Below are 22,580 nucleotides of genomic sequence, written 5' to 3'. Positions count from 1 at the left end.
TTTTTCAGGTCAGTGGTAGTAGCCAGGGCCGCGCAGGTTGATGTGTTCTTCGGGCAGTAACGGCAGGTTCTGCTGGGCCAGCGGTAGCCGTTCCAGTCCTTGGCGCAGGATCGATTCGAGGCTTTTGTAGCTGCACGCGCCCAGTGCCAGCGCTCGCTGGCAAGCGGCTTCCAGCCGCTCTTCGCCGTGCTGTTTGCTCAGGCGCAGAATCCCCAGGCAGGCGCGGAAGCCGTGCTGCGGATGGATTCGGCGTTCGAGGATATGAGCGATGACACCAGCGGTGTTCGGCCCGGTCTGCTCAGCCCAGTGGATCAGTCGCTGCGGCGTCCATTCGGCATGTTCGCGGTGACTTTTGGGCATGTGCTCGGTTTGGGTGGTGTGGCGGCCTTTGTGCGGCGAGCGCAGATGGCTGGCCACCCGCTGGTTGGCGTGGAAGCACTCGACGGTCTTAGCGGTTAGCCGCACTTCGAGTTGGTGCTTCACCAGCTGGTACGGCACCGAGTAGTAATGGCCGTCGACCTCGACGTGGTAGTCGATGTGGACGCGTACCTTTTTCCATTCGGCGTAGACGTAAGGGTGTTCCGGCAGCGCTTGCAGCGCCGGCCGGTCGATGGTCTCGAAGGCTGACCGGCGTGAGCCGGGCAGCTTCTTGAAGGGCTTCTGATTGAGGCGATCCAGCAGCAATCCGATGGCTGTGTTGAGTTCGCCCAAGGAGAAGAACTGGCGGTTGCGCAGCACCGCCAGGATCCACCGCTCGACTACCTGTACGCCGACTTCAACCTTGGCTTTGTCCTTGGGTTTACGCGAACGCGCGGGCAGCACGGCTACGCCGTAATGCTCGGCGAGGTCGCGGTAACTGGGGTTGATGTCGGGCTCGTAACGATGCGCTTTGGTAACGCCGCTGCGCAGATTGTCCGGTACCAGGATCTGCGATGTACCGCCGAGAAAGGCGAAGCAGCGCACGTGCGAGCCCAGCCAGTCGGGCAGTTTCTGCGACCAGGTGGCCTCGGCGAAGGTGTAGCTGGACGCGCCGAGGACGGCGACGAAGATCTGCGTTTGGCGGATCTCGCCCGTTCGCCGATCAATGACTGGCACGGTCTGGCCGGCGTAATCGACAAACAGCTTCTCGCCGGCACGGTGTTCCTGGCGCATGACCACATCGATCTTCGCGGCCCAGAGGCGGTAGTGCTCGCAGAACCAGCTGTACTGGAAACCTTGCGGGTGGGTGAGCCGATACTCTTGCCAGAGCAGGGCCAAGGTGACGCCGGGGCGACGTAACTCGGCATGGACATGAGCCCAGTCCGGCATCGGACGTTGATCGCTGGGCACCGTCGGCGCTGGCGGGAATAGACATCGCTCCAGTTCGGCGTCCGACAACTGCGTGGGCCAAGTCAGCCCGCAAGCGTTGAAGCGGTGCAGATAATTGCCGGCACTGCCGCTGCTGATGCGCAGGCTGGTGGCAATTTTTCGCACGGACAGGCCGGCGTCGAACTTTAGGCGTAGTACCTCTCGGATTTTACGCATGGATATACGCTCCACGACGACCTCTTCGCTTCGAGAAAAGAGGTCGATGGTAGTGAATAATCCTGCGTTGCTGCCTGCCTGAGCTTGGGTCGGATCAGTGAGAGATCACTGTCCAAGTGCTCGTGGAATCAGTGTCCAAGTGGCCGTGGAATGAGTGTCCAAGTTAGCGTGGAATGGGTGTCCAAGTGCGCATGGAATCCCCAGGTACGCGCTACAGTGACCTCACGCTGAAGCTGTATAAAGCCCAAAACGGCAATATGACCACCTATAATCTTGCCGAAGATGAGTTCTGATTATCGGGTGGCCGGTATATATCAGCGGACCCAGGCTTGTGAATCGTATGGATTTTTTCAGAAGTGGACGATTCTTGGCTGCTTCGTCATTACAGATAAAACACCTTTGGTCGGCCTTCATGAACCCACGGCAAATTTCGCAGATCCATTCAGAAATACTTCCAGGATTCATGCCGTCATGAACTCTTTTAAGAACCTGCTGACGCCAGCGCAAGAGCGAAGACTTTTTGCTCTGGATGTGTGGCATCGCGCGCTCGAGAACTGCTCTCTGCGTATGGACTGTCCAGATACCTATCATGAGGAACTGCTTCGACAGGCGGACGAGATGGATCGTAAAGGAATTGTTGATTGGGAGGAGTGGAGAGACTTACGAGTTCAGGCGGATCAGGCTTATTTGCGTGCAGTCGCGGGAGAGGATTACCACTCGGTTGATCCTTGTAAGACGATGTGTGAAACGTCGGCGCTGTCGACTGACCTGAATCTCGTTTAGGGGACAGGGAGGAGCAATGAACGGTCAGCTGAAGTTTGGTATAGAAGAAGAGTATTTCATAACCGACCTGGTCACCCGACAGATGCCTGGGAATCTATCCTGCGAGGTGAGTGACAAGTGCAAAGTTGAATTGGGGCAAAGCTTTGCGTACGAGATGTTCCAAGCACAGATCGAAGTAGCTTCGCCTGTTTTTACGAGTCTTGCGCAAGCAGCGGATTATCTCGCTAACGCGCGCGGCACGTTGCAGCATTCTCTCCAGTCTTTTGAATTAGGGTTGCTGTGTGCCGGTAGTCATCCCTTGGCGGACTGGCGTATGCAACACGCCACAGACCAGAGTCATTTTCAGCAGCTGTTCAAAGATTACCAACGCGTCGCACGGCGCAGTCTGCTATCGGGTTTGCACGTACATGTGGAGATTGCGAATCACTTGGATCGAATTCAGGTGATGAACGAGGTGCTTCCGTGGGTACCTTTCCTACTGGCCTTAAGTAGCTCCTCACCCTTTTGGGATGGTGCCGACAGCGGATTTGCAAGCTATCGCCAGACAGCCTGTGATGAATGGCCCAGGATGGGCGTACCGGAGTTCCTTGAGGATCATCTCGCCTATGACGCCTACATCGCATTTTTGATTTCAACCGGCTCGATGAAAATGCCAAGCGATTGCTGGTGGGGGGTGCGGCCCTCTGCCAGGTACCCGACGCTGGAATTGCGAATGACGGACGCATGTCCGCGTCTAGAGGACGCTTTGTGTATCGCCTCTTTTTTCCGATTAATGATCGCCTACGCTATCGATCAACCTCGTCCAGGATCGGACTACTCGCAAAAATCCAGATGGATGCTGATGGAGAATCGATGGAGAGCTAAAAGATATGGAGTCTACGCAGCGTTCCTGGTTGAGGGGTACGACCGGCCATTTACGATTGAACAATGGCTTTTCATGGCAGAGGAGATCTTGGGAGATACAGCTCGAGCACTGGGTGTAGAGAATGTTTTTTCTCAGCTTCGGCGAATTATCCGTGAAGGCACCAGTGCAGAACGGCAACGTTATGTCTACGAAGAAAGCGTTGGCAGTGGACGGAGTGTCTATGAAGCCCTCTCACACGTAGTCGATCAGCTGCTGATGGAAACAGCGGGAGCCAATCGCGAACTGAAGGGCTTGCCCCCGTTTTCCAGCACAAATGCATAACCTACGGTCGTTAGAAGTGATTTCCACCCTAGAATTACGCCACGTCATCGAGGGCACACCCGCAACGCCTGTGGCCTCCTTTTTGAGTTAATAATCGATAGGGTCGCGAATGATCGGGCAGGTCATGCAATGGCCGCCGCCACGTCCGCGAACGAGTTCGCCGGCGCTGATGGTAATGACTTCTACGCCGGCCTTTCTCAACAAAGTGTTGGTGTAAGTGTTGCGGTCATAACCGATCACGACACCCGGCTCCACGGCCACCACGTTGTTACCGTCATCCCACTGTTCGCGTTCAGCGGCAAAGCTGTTGCCGCCGGTTTCGACGACGCGCAAGGCTTTCAAGTTGAGCGCCTTTGCCACGGTGCGCAGGAAACTGGTTTCCTCGCGACGAATGTCGATGCCACCGGGTTTGCCCTCGTCCGGACGTAGGGAGAACGCGACGATCTGGTTCACCACTTCCGGAAAGATCGTCACTACATCGCGGTCACAAAAACTGAAGACGGTGTCCAGGTGCATCGCCGCGCGGGATTTCGGCAAGCCGGCAATGATCACCCGCTCCACGACGTTGTGCTTAAACAGGTTCAACGCCAGTTGGCCGATGGCCTGATGGGACGAGCGTTCGCCCATGCCGATCAACACCACACCGTTCCCGATTGGCATCACATCGCCGCCCTCCAGCGTGGCGTTGCCGTGTTCCTGGTCCGGGTCGCCGTACCAGATCTGAAAGTCGGCGTTAGTGAATTCAGGGTGGAATTTGTAGATGGCGCTTACCAGTAGGGTTTCCTGGCGACGTGCCGGCCAGTGCATCGGGTTGAGCGTAACGCCACCGTAGATCCAGCAAGCGGTGTCGCGGGTAAACTGGGTATTCGGCAGTGGCGGCAGAATGAAGCTTGAGTGGCCGAGGAAGTCGCGGTACATCTGGAGGGTCTTGCAACCGACGCTGTCCGGCAAGTCATCGGCTGATATGCCGCCGATAAGGAACTCGGCGATCTTGCGCGGCTCCAGGCTACGCAACCAGGAATCCACTTCATTGATCAGGCCAAAGCCAACCGAGTTGGCGGTGATTTTGCGCTGCAAAATCCAGTCGAGGGCTTCGGGGACACAGACGATGTCAGTCAACAGGTTGTGCATCTCCAGCACGTCGATGTTGCGTTCGCGCATTTTGGTGACAAAGTCGAAATGATCGCGTTTGGCCTGGGCGACCCACAGCACGTCGTCAAACAGCAATTCGTTGCAGTTATCCGGAGTCAGCCGCTGGTGGGCCAGACCGGGCGAGCAAACCATGACCCTGTGGAGTTTGCCGGCTTCGGAGTGGACGCCGAGTTTGAGCTTTGGCATGGCGGGATCCTTGAAATTATCGGCAATCGCGCGGAAAGGGGGTTCCCCAATCGGCACAAGCCAGCCGGTTAGCGAGAACCGGATTTACTCCGGCCATTTATGCCAAGCCATCAAACTTTTTACAGATGGAATCCAAGTCATCCCACGGATTATGCTTTTGTCCCGCGTGCCCACAGCCAGGACAGTGTTCAAATGTTGCACCTCGTTCAGCTTCTCGTTGTTGTGCTTCGCAAGTCCGGCAAGACACGACACCGTTAGAGATTCGCCAGTGGGTATTCCAGTCAATCAGATCCTCGTTTGCCGTCATAGATCACCGTCTCAGTCCTATACCCACCTCATATAAGATTGATTGGCGGGTACGGTAGAGGTTCCAGACAATAAGGAAGGGCTACGGAACATTCTGGTTTATCAAGGCTTGGGGCGGATCAGGCCATAGACAAACAGATTGGCGTGAAGCGGACATCCGACTGGCAACTGCTGTGAGGCTGGAAAGTCAGAGCGTTACAATAGCCGTTGACTACGCATGGAGAGGGATCCAGTGGCAAAGGCAGCGCCCTGTTCGACGCCCCAAAGTGCAACATGCTCCTCGGTCCCGTTCAGGTTGACTCAGCGAGCAGCGCTTTCTGCTCTTTCGATATGCAGTCAGTGAAGGCACAATGCGCATCCTTTTTTGGTTGGCCTTGCCGGAGGCGCCTCGAAATGATCAAAACGCCGTACTACCTCATCGACAAGCAAAAGCTGCTGGCGAACATGCAGAAGATCGCCTATGTGCGCGAACAGTCCGGGGCCAAGGCCCTGCTGGCACTCAAGTGCTTCGCCACCTGGTCGGTGTTCGACCTGATGCAGCAATACATGGACGGCACCACATCGTCGTCGCTCTACGAGCTCAAACTCGGTCGACAGAAGTTCGCTGGCGAGACTCACGCCTACAGCGTGGCCTGGGCCGACGACGAGATCGAGGAGATGCTCGAGAACTGCGACAAGATCATCTTCAATTCCATTGGCCAATTGCAGCGCTACACTGAGGCGTCAGCAGGCAAGGTCCGCGGTCTGCGGGTCAATCCGCAAGTGAGCAGCTCGGATTATCTGCTGGCTGACCCCGCGCGGCCGTTCAGCCGACTGGGCGAGTGGGACCCGGTGAAGATCGAGCAGGTCATCGACCAGATCTCTGGCTTCATGTTCCACAACAACTGCGAGAACGGCGACTTCGGCCTGTTCGACCAAATGCTGTGCACCATCGAAGAGCGATTCGGTCATCTGCTGCACAAGGTCGAGTGGGTCAGCCTCGGCGGCGGCATCCACTTCACCGGTGAAGGCTACGCGCTGGATGAATTTTGCGCGCGCCTCAAGGCCTTTTCGCAAAAATACGGCGTTCAGGTCTATCTGGAGCCGGGCGAAGCCGCCATCACACAGAGCGCTTCGCTGGAAGTCACCGTGCTCGACACCCTCTACAACGGCAAGCACCTGGCAGTCGTGGACAGCTCTATCGAAGCACACATGCTCGATCTGCTGATCTATCGCCTGAATGCCAAGCTGGCGCCCAGCGAGGGCGAGCACACCTACATGGTGTGCGGCAAATCCTGCCTGGCCGGAGACATTTTCGGTGAATATCAATTTGATCGTCCGCTGGCCATCGGTGATCGGCTGTCGTTCATCGACGCCGCGGGTTACACCATGGTCAAGAAGAATTGGTTCAACGGCCTGAAAATGCCGTCCATCGTAGTGAAACAACTCGACGGTACTGTCGAGGTGGTTCGTGAGTTTGGTTACAACGACTACATGTCCAGCCTTTCGTAAGCTGGCAGAGAAGGAGAGAGAGAAAAATTGAAGAAGAACGTGCTTATCATTGGTGCAGGAGGTGTCGCCAAGGTGGTGGCCCACAAGTGCGCGCAGCACAACGATGAACTCGGTCGTATTGCTATCGCGTCGCGCAACATCTCCAAGTGCCAGGCCATCATCGACAGCGTCAAGGCCAAGGGCAGCCTCAAAGTGCCCGCCGAAATCCAGGCCTTCTCGCTGAACGCCCTGGATGTCGAAGCGACCAAGGCGCTGATCCGCGAAACCGGATCGCAGATCGTCATCAACGTCGGTTCCGCGTTCCTCAACATGTCGGTGCTGCGTGCCTGCATCGACACCGGTGTAGCCTACCTGGACACCGCCATTCACGAAGAACCGGGCAAAATCTGCGAGACGCCGCCCTGGTATGGCAACTACGAGTGGAACCACCTCGAGGAGTGCAAAGAGAAGAACATCACCGCCATTCTCGGCGTGGGCTTCGACCCGGGTGTGGTCAACGCCTATGCAGCGCTGGCGCAGCAACAGTATTTCGACCGCATTGATTCGATCGACATTCTTGACGTCAATGCCGGTACCCACGGCAAGTATTTCGCCACCAATTTCGACCCGGAAATCAACTTCCGCGAGTTCACCGGACAGGTGTGGAGCTGGCAGAACAGCCAGTGGACGAGCAACACGATGTTCGAAGTCAAACGCACTGACGACCTGCCGGTCGTAGGGGCGCAGAACCTGTACCTGACCGGCCACGATGAAGTTCACTCGCTGTCGAAGAACCTCAACGTGCCCAACGTGCGTTTCTGGATGAGCTTTGGCGAGCATTACATCAATGTGTTCACCGTGCTCAGGAACCTCGGGCTGCTCTCTGAGCAACCGGTCAAGACCGCTGAAGGCCTGGAAGTCGTGCCGCTGAAAGTGGTCAAGGCCGTGCTGCCCGATCCGAGCTCGCTGGCCCCTGGCTACACCGGCAAGACCTGCATCGGCGATCTGGTCAAGGGCACCAAGGATGGCCAGCCGCGCGAGGTGTTCATCTACAACGTGGCCGATCATGAAGACGCCTACGCAGAAACCGACAGCCAGGGCATTTCCTATACCGCTGGCGTGCCGCCCGTGGCCGCAGCCCTGCTGGTCGCCCGCGGCGAGTGGGACGTGCAGCGTATGGTCAACGTCGAGGAGCTGCCGGCTGAGCCGTTCCTCAAGGCGCTGGATGTGATGGGCCTGCCGACCCGCATCAAGGATGAGAGTGGCGATCGTCCCTGGAGCTGCAACGTTTGAGGCGCCGAAATTACAGGTGAGTCTCGTTTCCCGCTCTAAACGCAAAAACGCCGCTCTTTGAGCGGCGTTTTGCTTTGTGCGTCATTTGTTGAGCTTGTTGAGGACGAGTTCAAGGTTGAGTGACATCCTCAGGGCGTGAAGCGGCAGCAATCAACTGTGAATTCAACCGGTCGTCAAGGACAGTAGCTGACCAAGCTCCGAGCTTAAGCTCATCGACTAACTCTCGCTCTTGCAGACGTTGAAAACTTGATGCTGGTCGATTTTTTCAACTCGCTGTCCATGTCCAGTCTCAACACGAGTTTACGTTTAAGAAATTAACGGTTGCTCGTAATATTAGCGCCAATAAATAGTTATTAAAAAATTGACATGTTTCATTCGCTTTACAGTGTGCGATGAATTTAAATAGTCACGCTTACAATGTTGTAACGTTGGCGTTGCACCGTGTCAGGGCTTTGGGCGTGTCTATTCAGCAGGTATCGTAAGTGCCTGCTTGTTTTTGGTGCGTGGATGTATTTTTTGTTCAAGTTGTCATGCTCGATAACTTTCATATCAATCTGATTTTATTAGTGTTTTTCTTAAGGGTTAACGTGATGTCGATGTTGGCACTCGCTTTGCTGATCTCGCTGCAAATGTTGTCGGCGCGAAGTGTTCGAAATTTTTTTTAAAAAATGACAGTGCCGAAGTGATGTTTGTCTACACTCCAGTTCTTCAAGTGTGGTCGAGAATCAAGTTGTACCTAACTGCCGGCTAGTTGGCGCGGTAGAGCGACTGTCGGTCTGCGTGGCATGCCGATGGCCTTCCTGAATCAGGGTATACGGGGGTATTCACCGATGCGTATCAGCATATTTGGTTTGGGGTACGTGGGCGCTGTCTGTGCGGGCTGTCTCTGTGCTCGCGGTCATGAGGTAATCGGGGTGGATGTCTCGCAAGTCAAGGTCGACCTGATCAACCAGGGTAAGTCGCCCATCGTTGAGCCGGGCCTGGAGTCGCTGCTCGAGCAAGGGGTAAATTTTGGGCTGCTGCGGGGTGGCGGTGATGTGAAGGCGGCAGTGATGGGCACGGATATGTCGTTCATCGCCGTCGGTACGCCCAGCAAGAAGAATGGCGATCTGGATTTGGTCTACATAGAGTCGGTCTGCCGCGAGATCGGCGAAGCCCTGCACGACAAGGACAGTTGGCATACGGTCGTGGTGCGTAGCACGGTGCTGCCGGGCACCGTGAAGAACGTGGTGATCCCGATACTTGAAGACTGTTCCGGCAAGAAGGCCGGGGTCGACTTCGGCGTGGCGATCAACCCGGAGTTCCTGCGCGAAAGTACCGCGATCAAGGATTATAACTGTCCGCCCATGACGGTGATCGGTGAACTCGACCAGCGCAGCGGTGACATGCTCGCCGCGCTCTATCAAGAGCTGGACGCGCCGCTCCTGCGCAGGAGCATCGAAGTGGCGGAGATGATCAAGTACACCTGCAACGTCTGGCACGCGACCAAAGTGACCTTCGCCAATGAGATCGGCAATATCGCAAAGGCCGCCGGCGTCGACGGTCGCGATGTGATGGACGTGATCTGCCAGGACACCAAACTCAACCTGTCGCGTTATTACATGCGCCCCGGCTTCGCCTTCGGCGGTTCCTGCCTGCCCAAGGATGTGCGTGCGCTGAACTATCGCGCCGGGCAAATGGACGTCGAGCACCCGCTACTGGCCTCGATCATGCGCAGCAATGCGGTGCAGGTACAGAGAGCCTTCGACATTATCAGCAGTTACGGCAAGCGGCGTGTCGCGCTACTCGGCCTGAGCTTCAAGGCGGGCACCGATGACCTGCGCGAAAGCCCGCTGGTGGAGTTGGCCGAGATGTTGATAGGCAAGGGATACGACCTGCATATATTCGACCGCAACGTTGAGTACGCGCGTATCTACGGGGCCAACAAGGAATACATCGAGTCGAAGATTCCGCACCTCGCTTCGCTGTTATGCGCTGACCTTGCGAAGGTGATCGAGCAGGCGGACGTGATCGTGCTGGGTAACAGTGACGAGTCCTTCGAAGCCATTGCGCTTCAAGTGCCCGAGGGCAAGCAAGTGGTCGACCTGGTGGGCTTCATGCCGCACGCCAGTGGCGATCGGCTTGAGGGTATCTGCTGGTAAGCGAGGCGCGCGAGCTGGTGCGCTCCAAGCAACATGGGTTTATCGAGTAGGGGTCATATCTATGGTTGATTCCAGGGTTTACTTGCGCGAAGCGGCGGGCTGGCTGTTCTACGTCACCGCGCTGATGGGGCTTGCACTGTTGCTGCCGCGCACAGTGTTCGATCCCGAATCCAGGGACTTTCTCCTGTTGCTGGGGGCGGTTGGTATCTGGCGTTATTCGATGGGCGCGATCCATTACCTGCGGGGGATGCTGTTCCTTTATCTGGTATTTCCTTATTACAGACGCAAAGTCACCAGGCTGGGCAGAAGTGCCGATCCGTCGCAAGTGTTTTTGCTGGTCACCAGTTTTCGTATCGATGCGTTGACCACGGCGCAGGTCTACCGCTCGGTGATCGAAGAGGCCATTGGTTGTGGCTACCCGACCACGGTGGTCTGTTCCATCGTCGAGCTGGCCGATGAACTGCTGATCAAAGCGCTCTGGGACAGCTATACCCCGCCGGAGCAGGTCAAGCTGAGCTTCGTGCGGATTCCCGGCACCGGTAAGCGCGATGGCCTGGCCCATGGTTTTCGGGCGATCTCCCGGCATTTGCCGGATGCCGATGCGGTGGTGGCGGTGGTCGATGGCGACACCGTGCTTTCGCCCGGGCTGGTGCGTCAGACCGTGCCCTGGTTCAAGCTGTTCCCGAAAGTCGGCGGGCTGACCACCAATGAGTTCTGCGAGGTGCGCGGAAGCTACCTGATGAGCCAATGGCACAAGCTGCGGTTCGCCCAGCGGCACATCAATATGTGTTCGATGGCACTGGGCAAGCGAGTGCTGACAATGACCGGGCGGATGTCGGTGTTCCGCGCCCAGGTGGTGACCGACCCCGGCTTTATTCAAGACGTTGAGAGCGATTATCTGCAGCACTGGCGTCTGGGGCGTTTCCGCTTCTTGACCGGTGATGACAAGTCCAGTTGGTACAGTCTGATGCGGCTGGGCTACGACACCTTTTATGTGCCCGATGCGGCGATCAACACGGTTGAGCACCCACCGGAAAAGAGCTTCTTCAAGGCCAGCCGCAAGCTGATGTTCCGCTGGTATGGCAATAACCTGCGGCAGAACTCGCGGGCCCTGCACCTGGGCGCGCAGCGGTTGGGCTGGTTCACCTCGCTGGTGCTGTTCGACCAACGCGTATCGATGTGGGCCAGCCTGCTCGGGCCGTCAATAGCGATCATTGCCAGCCTCAAATACAGCGCGGCCTACCTGCTGATCTATGTGCTCTGGATCGGCGTGACTCGCTTGATCCTGAGTCTGCTGTTGCTGGCTTCGGGGCACCCGGTCGGGCCGGCTTATCCACTGATTATCTATTACAACCAGTTGGTCGGCGCCATGGTGAAGATCTATGTGTTCTTCCGTCTCGACCGGCAATCGTGGACGCGCCAGAAAACCAGACTCGACCGCGGGCTGGCCAGCTATCAGCGCTGGTTCAATACCTGGTCGTCGCGGGCCATGACCTTTTCGGCCGGCAGTGTGTTTTGCGCGCTGCTGATGTGGGTGGTGTAGCGCAGGTTTCAGGGTAGTCCGCGTGCCGTGTCGGTCTGCTCAACGGTAAAGAATAAAGGTGAACACCGGCACTGACCTGCCGGATCGGTCTGAATCGTGGATGGGAAGGGGCGCGTTATGAACACAGCCGTTTTTGCTGTTGATGACAATGTCGTGCATGAGTCAGAGGTGCAGCGTCAGCATGCGCGGCTGAATCTACCGGCACGGATCAAGTTTAATGGGCCGGACCGGGAGAAGTTCGATTGCGAGCTGATCGACTTGTCGGCCGGTGGCTTCAGCCTGAGTCAGCCGGACACTCCACTGATCGCGGGCCGCCATCACAAAGGCAAACTGGTGTTCCAGGTCGATGCGCTGGGGTTTGCCATCGACGTGGAATTTGTCGTGCGCTCGGTATGCAGCGAGGGGCTGCGGGTGGGTTGCGAGTTCCACAACCTGCCTCCGCGCGCGATTTCCGCATTGCGTTATCTGATCACCTCCTACCTCTCGGGAGGGGTGATCAGCCTGGGTGACATGCTCGCGACTCAACAACGCGACAACTTCACCAAGCCGCGAAAGCACGAAAGCGGCAACGGCATGGGCTTTTTCGCACGATTGCGGGCGACCACGGTGAGCCTGCTGATGTTTCTGGTGGGACTGGTTGCCTTTGGTTATGTGCTGAACCAGTTGTATGGCATTTATTTCGTCACTCACGCCGAATCGGCGCGGGTCAATGTGCCCGGTCAGTTGATCGGCCTGCCGCGCGACGGCAGCGTCAAATCGTTGGTCAAGGTGGGGGCGGTGGTATCCAAGGGGGCCCCGCTGGCGACTTTTTCCGCCTCGCTGCTGGATGTAATGAAAGGCAACCTGCCGCCCGGGCAGGCGACCCCGGAAAACCTTGAGCGCCTGTTCAGCCGCACCCTGCAAGGTTCGCTGACCAGCCCTTGCGATTGCCGGGTGGTGGCGCAGCTGGTGCCGGACGGGCAGGTCGTCGGCAAGGGCACCACGGTGTACGAGTTGATGCCGATCGACGGTGTGGCAACCATCGAAGCGCGCTTCCCCTACAAGAATTTTGCCAAGATCCAGCCTGGCAAGTCAGTGAGCTTTCTACTGATCGGAGAAGAACAGCCACGCACGGGCAAAATCGCCGCCGTGGCGCTGGATAACGGTGGCCTGGCCTCCGACCTGCGGGTGACCATTGAGCCTGACAGCCCGTTGCGGACCGAACTGGCCGGACGTCCGGTGGAGGTCAGTGTCGAAGATCTGCAGGACAATGTCTGGGTGCAGAATGCCGTGGCGGCCAACACCTGGGTGAAGAACGCCTGGGAGAATAAAGTCATGGCGGCCGGAAAATGAACGGCGTATGGCGATCGGGGCTGCGGTTTTCTGCGCTGGCCGCTGCTCTGACGATGAGTCATGGGTGTGGCACCCTGCCGGATCAGGGGGTGGCGCGCGAGGCCATGTTGCGCGGCGATTATGAAACAGCACGCAAGCACTACGCGGCGCTGGCGGAAGACGGCTATGCCGATGCCCAGGCCGGGATGGGCGACTTGACGGCGTCGGCGGGTGACCCGACGAGCCTGAAAGAGGCGGAAGTCTTGTACCGGCAAGCCGCGCCGGAATCGGTCAAGGCGCAGTCACGGCTGGGCCGTCTGTTGCTGCGTCAGAGCCCGAGTGATCCCCAGCAAGTGCACGAGGCCCGGCAATTGTTGGAAGGCGCGCTGGATAAAGGCGAGTTCACTGCGGTGGTGCCGCTGACGTTGTTGTACCTGGGCTACCCGCGAATGGCACCTGTGGTGGAACCGCAGCAGAAGGTCGATAGCTGGCGCGCCCAGGGCATTGTCGAGGCGGACCTGGCGCAGATTCTGATATACCGCAATCAGGGCACTTATAAGGCTCACCTGCCGCAGATCGAGCAGATGTGCCGGGCGCGGCTGGCGGTACTCGATGCCTGTTATGTGGAGCTGGCCACCATCAACCGAATGCGCGCCCAGCCCAAGGCGCAAGCGGACTTGCTGGCACAGTTGCGCCAGGGTTTGCGTGAGGGACGAGTAGCGCCCTTGCGGGTCGAGTCAGTGGCGCGGGTTCTGTCGTCGCCAGCCCTCGAAGGCCCGGCCGATCCGCAAAGCGCCCAGCGCCTGCTCGAGGAACTGGCACCGGTCTATGCGCCGGCCTGGACCAGCCTCGCACGGTTGATCAACGACTACCCCGTGCAAGGCGATGCGCCGCAATTGCTTTCGGCCTTGCAGCGCGGGCGCGAGGCGGGCGACCCACGGGCGGAACTGCTGACCGGGCGGCTGTATTACCTCGGCAAATGGTTGCCACAGGATCCGCGCCTGGCTGAAGAGCATTTACTCAAGGCGGCCGCGGCCGGTGAAGTCGGGGCGCATTACTACCTGGGCCAGTTGTACCGGCGCGGTTATCTGGGCCAGGTCGAACCACAGAAAGCGCTGCTACATTTGTTGCTGGCAGCCCGCAACGGCTCGCCCAACGCCGACCTGGCCCTGGCCCACATGTTTTCCGACTCCCGTGGGATCAAGGTCAATCGGGTCAATGCTTTTGTCTTTGCGCAACTCGCGCAGCGCCAGGGCGTGGTAAATGCAGAGCCAGTACTGTCGGCCCTGCAGTCGGGGTTGACCCCGGCAGAAAGGAAAATCGCGCAGCCCTTGCTTGAGGAAGAAGCCCAGGCCCGTCTGACGGGCGCGGCTTTAGCTAGGTTGCAAACTCCGGAAAATGGACAGGACTTACTATGAAGCAAGCATTGTTGGCAGGATGTGGTCTTGGGGTTTCGCTGATGTGCAGCGTCGATCTGGTGCTGGCGGCGGAAGTGGCACCGAAGAACTTCGGTCTGGATGTGAAAATTACCGCTGAGTCGCAGGAGGACCGTGACCTGGGCACCGCGTCCGGTGGCACGGTCAACGGTATCGGCATCGACGTGCGCCCTTGGGCCTTTGGCCAGTGGGGTAACTGGAGTGCCTATGCGATGGGGCAGGCGGTAGCCGCGACCGATACCATCGATACCGATACCATCAACAACGGTGTCGACGCCACTAACGCCCGTGAGACGGATGACAGTTACCTCGCGATGCGCGAGTTCTGGGTCGATTATGCGGGCATCACCGCTTATCCGGGCGAGCATCTGCGTCTGGGGCGCCAGCGTCTGCGTGAGGACAGTGGCGAGTGGATGGACACCAACATCGAAGCGCTCAACTGGACCTTCGAAACCACTCTGCTGCGCACCCACCTCGGCGCCGCTCAACGCTTTTCCGACTACCGCACCGATGTGGACGACCTGGCGCCCGAAGACGAAGACCGTTCCCATGCCTTCGCCGACATCTCTACGCAATGGACGCCCAATAATTGGGTAGGCCTGCGGGTACATCACTCAGAGGACAGCGGCAATCTGCCCGACGCTGGCGAGCAGATCGATGCACTCGACAAGACCAACACCGGCAGCCTGACCTGGGTCGGCCTCGAAGCGAACGGTGACGGCTACAACTATCGCTCGACGATGCCGGTCAATTACTGGCTCAACGCAACCTGGCTGACCGGCGATCGCGACAACCTCACCACCGTGGTCGGCCCTGACGGCGATCGGGTCGCGACGGGCCACACCAGTGGCGACGTCAACGCCTGGGCCGCAGACTTGGGTTTGCGCTGGAACATCGATGAGAGCTGGCGCCTCGGTGCGGCCGCGGCCCGCGGCGACGGCGGTGGTCGCGACCAGGAGAATCAGTTCCAGCAAACCGGCCTGCAGAGCAACCGCTCGAACTACACCGGCACGCGTTCGCGCGTACACCGCTTCGGTGAAGCCTTTCGCGGTGAACTGAGCAACCTCCAGGTGGCTACCGTGTTCGGCTCCTGGCAGTTGCGCGAGGACTACGACGCCAGCCTCGTCTACCACCGCTTCTGGCGGGTCGACGACCAGCAGGACACTGGCGACGACGGGATCATCAATGCGGCTCTGGTGGACGGTGAGAAGGACTTGGGCCAGGAAGTCGATCTGGTCATGACCAAGTACTTCAAGCAGGGTCTGTTGCCCGCGAGCATGGTGGATTGGGTTGACGAACCCTCGGCACTGGTCCGCTTGCGCCTCGGCGTGTTCTTCACGGGCGACGCTTACGCCAGCGACACCGATTCGAGCATGCACCGGGCGTTCATTGATTTCGTTTGGAAAATTTAGGTCCGGGTTGTTGCCCGCAGTGATTCCATTGTGGGCAACAGCGCCTTGATCACACCAGATTGCATTTATTTTGATGGGTGAGACTTATGGACAGTGTCGTCAAGATCGCGCTGTTGCTCGCCGGACTGCTGTTGGTGCAGGCCGCGGGTGTCAGCGCGGCGGGTCTCGTCGAACCGCCGCGCTATACCATCAGCGAGGCTCCGGGAAAACCCTTGCTGATCAGCGAGCCGAAGATCCCTGACCTGTCCGGCTATACGGCCGAGGCAGCCATGGAGAAGATTTCCTACAAACCCGCCGGCCGTGCCTTGATCCAGCCGATGCTCAAGGAAAACTCGCTCGACGAGTTCATCGGCGGTAAGGAGCGTCTGAAGGAATGGGTGGTGCGCCAGCAGCGAATGCCGGTGGCGATCTTCATCGACCGTGGCTACATGAGCCTGACGCAACTGGCGCGCAGCCTGCCACCGACGGCCTTGCGCGAAACTGCGCCGGGGGTGTTTCTGGCGCGCTTGCCAATCGTCATACGTCCCGGCGGGACCCTGCATATCGACAAGTCGGTCAAGGAGTTGCGATTGTCCCAGGAGGGCGGTTCCTTCCTGGTCAATGACGGCAAGCTGTTTATCACCGACACCAAGGTCAGCGCCTGGAGCGAGAAGAACAACAGCCCGGCCTGGTACAAGAAAGAGGGGGAGTTCCGGCCCTTCCTGGTGTCCTGGGGCGGCACCGAGACCTACATCGTCAACAGCACCATCACCAGCTTCGGCTACACCGCGAGCAAGAGTTATGGCGTGAGTATTTCCCAGTACAGCCCGAGCATGGCGCCGAAGATGAAGCGCAAGCGGCCGACCGGCTGGCTGCTCAATTCCGAGTTCGTCGACAACTGGTACGGCTTCTATTGCTATGAGGCCGACGACGTGGTGATTCTCGGCAATGCCTATCGCGACAACATCGTCTATGGCATCGACCCGCACGATCGTTCGCGCCGGCTGATCATTGCCCACAACGATGCCTTCGGTACCCGCAAGAAGCACGGCATTATCCTCTCGCGCGAGGTCAATGACAGCTGGATCATCTACAACCGCGCCTACAACAATCACCTGTCGGGCATTGTCCTGGACCGTTCCAGCGTCAATAACCTGCTGGCCTACAACGAATCCTACAAAAACCACTCCGACGGCATAACTCTGTATGAGAGCGGCAATAACCTGCTCTGGCGCAACCGCGCAGTCGACAATAACCGCCATGGGATTCGGGTGCGTAACAGTACCGGTGTGCGGCTGTATGAAAACGAGCTGATGGCCAATGCCCTGACCGGCATCTACGGCCACATCAAGGATTTGCGCGGCAGCGACCGCGATCTCAAGGAAGACCCCTTCGAAGCCAAGCTGTCGCTCACCGTGGTCGGCGGCAAGCTGATCGGCAACGGTTCCAGTCCTATCACGGTGTTTTCACCCTCGCGTCTGGAACTCTACGACTTGACCTTTCTGGCGCCGCAGAAACAGGACGGCCTTGCCTTCACCGGTTTGCTGGGAGAGGTGCAGGGCGACTTGATGGACATTCTCCTGCGTCGCCGTGAAGCCGCATTGATTCTGCCGGTGAAACTTTGAGGAGCCTGCTGATGAAGACAATCCATGGGTATGCCGCGCTATGCATGCTGTCTGTGCCGGCGTGGGTCCAGGCGCAGCCGGAGTACACGGCCGAGGCCTGCTGCAAGCTGTGCCCGCAAGCGGCGCAGGCGGCTCTTTACGAGCAGCCGACGCTGAAAAACTACGCGACTCTGGTGGAGGCCAAGGACCAGTGGCTCTTTCGCACCCAAAGCGATTTCCGCACTGACTTCGGCCTCGATGAGAGCGGTTACAAGGCCCTCAAGCGCTTGCGCGACGGGCTGGCCCAGCGCGGGGTCGAGCTCGTGCTGGTGATGCCACCCAGCCGCGGCTTGCTGCATGCCGACCGCCTGATGCCGCTGGAACTGGCCAGCTTCGATCAGGCCAAGGCCCGGCAGAACTACGTGCAAACGCTGGTCCGGGTGCGCGACTTGGGAATTCAGGTCCCCGACTTTACCAACCTGCTGAGTGCGCCACAGCCAGCCGGGCAGCCCTTCTACTTTAAGGGCGATCACAACTGGACGCCCTATGGCGCCGAACGCAGCGCCCAGTTGGTGGCCCAGACGCTCAGGGGCAACGATGTGCTCAAGGCGTTGCCGCATCAGGTTTTTGCCAGCCAGCCGGCCGGCCTGCTGGGACGCTCTGGCACGTTGCAAAAAGCCGCCGCACAGATCTGCGGCAACGGTTATGCGGCGCAGTTTGTCACCCGTTATCAAACCCGGGCCCAGGGCGATTCCAAGCTCCCCGCCAAGGTCGCATTGATCGGTACCAGCGCCAGCGGCGAGGCGTTCAACTTTGCCGGTTTCCTCGAACAGTATCTGCAGACACCGGTCAGCAACTTCAGTGTTCCGGGCGGTGGCTACGATGATTCGTTGATCGCCTACCTGCTCGGCGACGACTTTCAGAAGCGCCCGCCGACGGTGCTGGTGTGGGAAACCGATAATCTCGACAGCATCCAGAAATCCAGCTTCTACCGGCAGGCGATGGCGGCGCTGAGCGATGGTTGCGACAACCAGGCGCCGCTGCTCAAAAGTCATTCGACCTTGCACAGCGGGCGCAATCAAGTGTTGTTCAACGGCGGTGGCGGCGCGGTGTATCCGATCAAGGGCAATCGTTATCAGGTCGATCTCAAGTTCGCCGATCCCGCCGTGCATTTGATGAGCGCGACCCTGACCTTCATGAACGGTCGCCAGGAAAACATCAACTTGAGCCGTGCGCCGACGGTCAATACCCAGGGCCGCTTCGCCTTTGAGCTGCGAGCCGATGCAGACTGGGACGAACTGACTTTTCTTTCAATGGACGTGCAGCCACCGCCTGGAACGGCCTCCATGGAACTCTCGGCCCGCTTGTGTGCCAAGCCAGTCATCTCTGCGGCACCTTCCCTGCGCACCGCGCAGATGGAGGGGCACTGATGCGTCAGGCGCACTGGGCCGCCGTTGGCGTGGCCTTCATTTTGATGGGGCCGATCGTGCAGGCGGCCGCTCAACTCCGCCCGCCGCAGGGCTATTACGCGCCGGCCGTGGACAAAAAAGGCGACGCTCCGAGCTGTCCGGCGGCGCCCAAACCCTATACCGGTGACCTGTTGATCCCCAGTAAGTACGAGGGCTCGGGCAAGGCACGTGATCAGTTCAACGTGCAATCCAACCAACGCTACAAGCAAATGTCAGCCGATATCAACGAACTGGAGAAAGGCGTCAACAAACAAGTCGCAGCCTATTTACGGCTCGGCCGCGCAGGCCACGTGGAATGCACCCTGAGCTGGCTGGGCGATTGGGCCAAGGCGCAGGCGCTGCTGAGTACCACCTACACCCATACCGGCAAGTCGATGCGCAAATGGGCGCTGGGCAGTATTTCTTCGGCCTATTTGCGGCTCAAGTATTCGCGTTCGCAGCCATTGAGGGGGCGCGAGGCGCAGACCCGGCCGATCGAGGTCTGGATCGGCCAGGTCGCCGATCAGGTGGTGCGGGACTGGCGCGACCAGCCGCTGGACCGGTTGAACAACCACCAGTATTGGGCGGCCTGGGCCGTCATGGCGGCCTCAGTGGTGGTCGACCGGGGCGACCTGTTCGACTGGTCGGTAGCGCAGTTTCGCATCGGCGCTTCCCAAGTCGATACCGACGGATATCTGCCCAACGAACTGAGCCGCGACACCCGCGCACTGGCTTACCACAACTACGCGATGGGGCCGCTGATGATGATCGCTGCCTTTGCCCGAGCCAATAACGTCGACCTGCGCGAAGAAAACCACGGCGCCATGCGGCGTCTGGCGGCGCGGGTGGAGGAAGGGATCAAGGATCCACGCTCGTTTGAACGCAAGACCGGCTACAAGCAAGAACTCGAGGACCTCAACGAGGACGGCAAGTTTGCCTGGCTGGAACCTTACTGCGCGCTGTACGACTGCTCGGTGCAAACCGACCGCTGGCGCCAATCGATCGAACCAATGAAAACCTACCGACTGGGCGGCGACATCACCCAGCTATTTGCTGACCAGAAAGAATAAGTACGACAGCCAACACGTCTCGGATACCCGGTGCGGCCGTCCTGAATTGCGCTTGTGTTTTAAATAACGGAAGGCAGTCCTTCGCTGTTCGAAGAGCCTTCATGTCGAGTGATGAAGGTGCGGGAGGAACGTAAAATGATTCCAGTCATTCTGTCCGGCGGCAGTGGTTCGCGGTTGTGGCCGTTGTCACGCAAGTTGTATCCCAAGCAATTCCTGAGTCTGGCAGGCGAGGGATCGCTGTTTCAGCAGACCCTGCAGCGCCTGGCGTTCGAGGGTATCGCCAAGCCGATAGTGGTTTGTAATCAGGAGCATCGCTTTATCGTCAATGAACAACTCGCCGCTATCGGCTGTACGCCGCAGGCGATACTGCTCGAACCTTTTGGCCGCAATACCGCGCCGGCGGTGGCGCTGGCGGCCCTCAAGCTGATCGCTGAGGGCCGCGATGAGTTGCTGCTAGTGCTTCCGGCCGACCATGTGATCAGTGACGTGCCCGCCTTGCGCGCCACGCTGTCACATGCGCAGGAAGAGGCGCTCAAAGGCAATATGGTGCTGTTCGGCATTCCGGCGACGCGTCCGGAAACCGGCTTTGGGTATATCAAGGCTGCCTGCGACGATGCTGGTGCCAGCGCCTTCAAGGTCGAGAAGTTTATTGAGAAACCTGACCAGCAAACCGCCAGCGAATTTGTCCGGTCCGGCGAGTACTTCTGGAACAGCGGCATGTTCCTGTTCCGTGCCAGCCGCTATCTCGACGAGTTGCGCACTCACGAACCCGACATGTACGACACCTGCGTGCTGGCCCTGGAGCGCAGCCGCAGCAGTGAAGGCGTGACCAGTATCGATCGGGTCACTTTTGAATGCTGCCCGGACAACTCCATCGACTATGCGGTGATGGAGCGCACCAGCCGCGCCTGCGTCGTCCCGCTAAGCGCTGGCTGGAGTGATGTCGGTTGCTGGTCTTCGCTGTGGGATGTGCATGACAAGGACGCCGAGGGCAATGTACTCAAGGGCGATGTAGTCAGCTATAACAGCCGCAATTGCTTCGTGCATGGCAGTAGCAAGCTGGTGACCCTGCTAGGGCTGGACGATTTGGTTGTCATAGAAACCAAGGATGCATTGATGGTCGCGCACCGCGATGCCGTGCAGGACGTGAAAAAACTGGTCAATGCGCTCGATGCCAAAGGCCGCTCGGAAACCCAGAGCCATTGCGCGGTGTATCGTCCCTGGGGTAGTTACGATTCGGTGGACAGCGGCACCCGTCACCAGGTCAAGCACATCACCGTGAAACCTGGCGCGCAGCTTTCCCTGCAGATGCATCACCACCGTGCCGAACACTGGATCGTGGTGTCCGGCACCGCCCAGGTGACGTGCAACGAAAAGGTCTTCCTGCTCACTGAAAACCAGTCCACCTACATCCCGATCGCTTCGGTGCATCGCCTGTCCAACCCCGGCAAGATCCCGCTGGAAATTATCGAGGTGCAGTCCGGCAGTTACCTGGGTGAGGACGATATCGAGCGCCTGGAAGATGTCTACGGCAGGAACCAACAGGTCAAGAGTTGAGCCCGTCGCACCTCGTACCTCACCAGGTTTTTGAAAAGCCTAGTGAGCAGCCACCGAATCCGCCCTCTACGACCGGGGGCGGGTTAGGGCTGCCTGCTTATTTCTTGTGCACGTCCAGGTAGTCCCTGTGCCAGGGGAGTGGCCTATTTCTGCGTGAATGACATGTTTATTACAAAAACCATATATGCATCCCCTCAAATATTCTGAAGTGGCCCGCTAAGCAATTTACGTTTATCACGCCATTGCGCGTGGCTTTAAGTGCAGGTGAACGGCGGAGCCCTATCGCTTCAAGGGTTAATCTGCCGCTGAGTCTTTACCTTGTATTTGGAAAAGCATATATTCGCCAAACCGCATATGAGCTGAGATTTCACTATGACCAGCAAATCCCGTGTCCTGTTCGTCTGTACCGCCAATGCTGCACGCTCTCAGTTGGCCCAAGCGTTGCTGCGGCATACCGATTCGGAGCATTTCGAGGCGTTCAGCGCCGGCACCGTTCCGACTCAGGTAGATCCGCGCACCTTTGAGGCGCTTTCACACATCGGTGTGAGCACCGAAGGATTACGTAGCAAGTCGATAGACGAGTTCCGTGGTGAGCGTTTTGATTACGTCATCACCTTGTGTGATAAATCCGCAGCGGAATGCCTGTCTTTACCTGGAGCCGGTGAGGCATTGGCCTGGAGTTTTGAAGACCCGGTGACCAGCATCAAACCCGATGCCTTCCGTCACACCCTTCACGAAATTCATGAGCGCATCAAGATGTTCGTCTTGGTCAAAAACAAACACTGAGAACGAATATGGCTGACCATCTGACACCGACCACTGTTTTCAAATGCCTGGCTGACGACACTCGGGTCCGCACGATGATGCTCATCACCCGTGAAGGAGAGCTATGTGTTTGCGAGCTGACCTGTGCGTTGAATGAGAGTCAGCCAAAAGTTTCCAGACACCTCGCGCAGCTGCGCGGTTGCGGTTTGCTGTCGGACCGTCGGCAAGGCCAATGGGTGTATTACCGACTGCACCCGAATCTCCCTGATTGGGTCCATCAAGTGCTGACCACTGTGCTCGAAAGCAACAAGCATTGGTTGAGCCCTGACGCCAAACGCCTTGATGAGATGGGTGACCGCCCCGAGCGGGCAGCCGCGTGCTGTGAAAGCCAGATCGCCTGATTCCGCCAGGCTT

At 58.5% G+C, this 22,580-nt stretch carries 17 protein-coding genes; 15 read left to right on the top strand and 2 right to left on the bottom strand.

The window, feature by feature from the left end:
• Window positions 1-9: 9 nt before the first annotated feature.
• Window positions 10-1,524 carry an IS21 family transposase gene (gene istA, locus ACYZT7_RS21050; RefSeq protein WP_462037595.1) on the bottom strand — a complete coding sequence of 505 codons (1,515 nt, stop codon included), beginning with the start codon at window positions 1,522-1,524 and terminating at the stop codon, window positions 10-12.
• A gap of 471 nt (window positions 1,525-1,995) precedes the next feature.
• Between istA and ACYZT7_RS21045 the strand changes: the two genes are divergently transcribed.
• Window positions 1,996-2,307, top strand: a complete 312-nt coding sequence (locus ACYZT7_RS21045; RefSeq protein ID WP_462041840.1) for a hypothetical protein — start codon at window positions 1,996-1,998, stop codon at window positions 2,305-2,307.
• A gap of 16 nt (window positions 2,308-2,323) precedes the next feature.
• The gene (locus tag ACYZT7_RS21040) at window positions 2,324-3,493 is read left to right on the top strand and encodes a carboxylate-amine ligase (RefSeq protein WP_462038081.1); all 1,170 of its coding nucleotides are present in this window, start codon (window positions 2,324-2,326) and stop codon (window positions 3,491-3,493) included.
• 87 nt (window positions 3,494-3,580) lie between these two features.
• Here ACYZT7_RS21040 and arcA read toward each other — a convergent pair whose 3' ends face one another.
• A complete protein-coding gene (arcA, locus tag ACYZT7_RS21035) occupies window positions 3,581-4,831 on the bottom strand; it encodes an arginine deiminase (protein WP_462038080.1) in 1,251 nt (416 codons plus the stop codon).
• Window positions 4,832-5,530: 699 nt separating this feature from the next.
• Here arcA and nspC point away from each other — a divergent pair.
• The 13 genes from nspC to ACYZT7_RS20970 all read left to right on the top strand — a co-directional run bounded on the left by nspC (window position 5,531) and on the right by ACYZT7_RS20970 (window position 22,567).
• Entirely contained in the window at window positions 5,531-6,628 is a 1,098-nt protein-coding gene (nspC, locus tag ACYZT7_RS21030) for a carboxynorspermidine decarboxylase (RefSeq protein ID WP_461970274.1), read from the top strand.
• Between the two features lie 27 nt (window positions 6,629-6,655).
• Window positions 6,656-7,900 carry a saccharopine dehydrogenase family protein gene (locus ACYZT7_RS21025; RefSeq protein WP_462038079.1) on the top strand — a complete coding sequence of 415 codons (1,245 nt, stop codon included), beginning with the start codon at window positions 6,656-6,658 and terminating at the stop codon, window positions 7,898-7,900.
• 830 nt (window positions 7,901-8,730) lie between these two features.
• Window positions 8,731-10,041, top strand: coding sequence for a nucleotide sugar dehydrogenase (locus ACYZT7_RS21020; protein WP_462038078.1), 1,311 nt, complete (start codon window positions 8,731-8,733; stop codon window positions 10,039-10,041).
• A gap of 61 nt (window positions 10,042-10,102) precedes the next feature.
• Complete coding sequence (locus ACYZT7_RS21015; RefSeq protein WP_462038077.1) at window positions 10,103-11,584, top strand: glycosyltransferase family 2 protein; 1,482 nt, start codon at window positions 10,103-10,105, stop codon at window positions 11,582-11,584.
• A 117-nt stretch (window positions 11,585-11,701) separates the two neighbouring features.
• Window positions 11,702-12,916: a PilZ domain-containing protein gene (locus ACYZT7_RS21010; RefSeq protein WP_462038076.1), complete on the top strand. Its 1,215-nt coding sequence runs from the start codon at window positions 11,702-11,704 to the stop codon at window positions 12,914-12,916.
• Entirely contained in the window at window positions 12,913-14,313 is a 1,401-nt protein-coding gene (locus ACYZT7_RS21005) for an alginate biosynthesis protein AlgK (protein ID WP_462038075.1), read from the top strand. The genes ACYZT7_RS21010 and ACYZT7_RS21005 overlap by 4 nt, the downstream gene beginning before the upstream one ends.
• A 41-nt stretch (window positions 14,314-14,354) precedes the next feature.
• Window positions 14,355-15,743 carry an alginate export family protein gene (locus ACYZT7_RS21000; RefSeq protein ID WP_462041839.1) on the top strand — a complete coding sequence of 463 codons (1,389 nt, stop codon included), beginning with the start codon at window positions 14,355-14,357 and terminating at the stop codon, window positions 15,741-15,743.
• 86 nt (window positions 15,744-15,829) lie between these two features.
• Window positions 15,830-17,347, top strand: a complete 1,518-nt coding sequence (gene algG, locus ACYZT7_RS20995; protein ID WP_462038074.1) for a mannuronan 5-epimerase AlgG — start codon at window positions 15,830-15,832, stop codon at window positions 17,345-17,347.
• Window positions 17,348-17,358: 11 nt separating this feature from the next.
• Window positions 17,359-18,756, top strand: a complete 1,398-nt coding sequence (locus ACYZT7_RS20990) for an alginate O-acetyltransferase AlgX-related protein (RefSeq protein ID WP_462038073.1) — start codon at window positions 17,359-17,361, stop codon at window positions 18,754-18,756.
• Complete coding sequence (locus ACYZT7_RS20985) at window positions 18,756-19,844, top strand: mannuronate-specific alginate lyase (RefSeq protein WP_462038072.1); 1,089 nt, start codon at window positions 18,756-18,758, stop codon at window positions 19,842-19,844. Before ACYZT7_RS20990 ends, ACYZT7_RS20985 begins: the two co-directional genes overlap by 1 nt.
• Before the next feature lie 135 nt (window positions 19,845-19,979).
• Window positions 19,980-21,401: a mannose-1-phosphate guanylyltransferase/mannose-6-phosphate isomerase gene (locus tag ACYZT7_RS20980; protein ID WP_462038071.1), complete on the top strand. Its 1,422-nt coding sequence runs from the start codon at window positions 19,980-19,982 to the stop codon at window positions 21,399-21,401.
• A 372-nt stretch (window positions 21,402-21,773) separates the two neighbouring features.
• A complete protein-coding gene (locus ACYZT7_RS20975; RefSeq protein ID WP_462038070.1) occupies window positions 21,774-22,187 on the top strand; it encodes an arsenate reductase ArsC in 414 nt (137 codons plus the stop codon).
• An 8-nt stretch (window positions 22,188-22,195) separates the two neighbouring features.
• Window positions 22,196-22,567: a metalloregulator ArsR/SmtB family transcription factor gene (locus ACYZT7_RS20970; protein ID WP_462038069.1), complete on the top strand. Its 372-nt coding sequence runs from the start codon at window positions 22,196-22,198 to the stop codon at window positions 22,565-22,567.
• The last annotated feature ends 13 nt before the right edge of the window (window positions 22,568-22,580 follow it).

This window comes from Pseudomonas sp. RT4P38 (assembly GCF_054897765.1).
Note: the sequence above shows the minus strand (reverse complement) of the source record. Positions and strands in the feature narration are given on the sequence as shown.